The organism is Pandoraea horticolens, assembly GCF_902459555.1.
In the GTDB taxonomy this organism is placed as follows: domain Bacteria; phylum Pseudomonadota; class Gammaproteobacteria; order Burkholderiales; family Burkholderiaceae; genus Pandoraea; species Pandoraea horticolens.
In genome coordinates this window covers 1-710 of sequence record NZ_CABPSM010000061.1, presented here as the reverse complement: position 1 = coordinate 710, position 710 = coordinate 1, and the positions used below count along the sequence as shown (strand labels likewise).

Genomic DNA, 710 nt, shown 5'->3' with positions numbered 1-710 from the left:
CAGCGGCGTCAAACCCGCCTGAGACGGAGAATCCATCATGAATTGCGTAGCTACCGTGATTGGCCTGGATATTTCGAAGAGCGTCTTCGTTGCCGTGGGACGCGACGACCAAGGACGGGAGGCGTTCAAGAAGAAGCTCTCCCGACGTCAGGTACTTGCCTTTTTCGCACGAGCGACGCCGGCCAAGGTCGGCATCGAGGCATGCGCTGGTGCGCACCATTGGGCCCGGGCACTGTCGAGCCAAGGCCATGATGTGCGTTTGATCGCAGGGCAACACGTCAAGGCATATCTGAGCGGGAACAAGAATGACGCCAACGACGCCGCTGCCATTGCAGAAGCCCGCACGCGTGCGATGACGAAATACGTTCCGATCAATACCGAAGCACAGCAGGATCTTCAAATGCTGCATCGGGTTCGGCAAAGCCTGATCGAGCGCCGCACTGCCGTGATCAACCAGGCGCGAGGCCTGCTGGGTGAATACGGTATCGTGATTGCCATTGGCGCGCGAACCCTGCGTCGGGAATTGACTGCCATTCTCGTCAGCGATGCCCATGATTTGTCGGCCGCGGCACTGGATACGTTCCGGGATCTATCGCAGCAACTGGACGAGTTGGAAGGACGCATCGCCCGGTACGATGAACGAATCACACAGGCAGCGCGCGCCGATGAGCGTGCTCAGCGCCTGATGGAAGTGCCGGGTGTCGGTGTCC

At 59.9% G+C, this 710-nt stretch carries 1 protein-coding gene; it reads left to right on the top strand.

Annotation, left to right across the window (positions count from 1 at the left end; translation table 11 throughout):
- Window positions 1-37: 37 nt before the first annotated feature.
- Window positions 38-710 (top strand): IS110 family RNA-guided transposase (locus tag PHO31112_RS27030; RefSeq protein WP_150624804.1); only part of this gene is annotated, 673 nt, incomplete at its 3' end.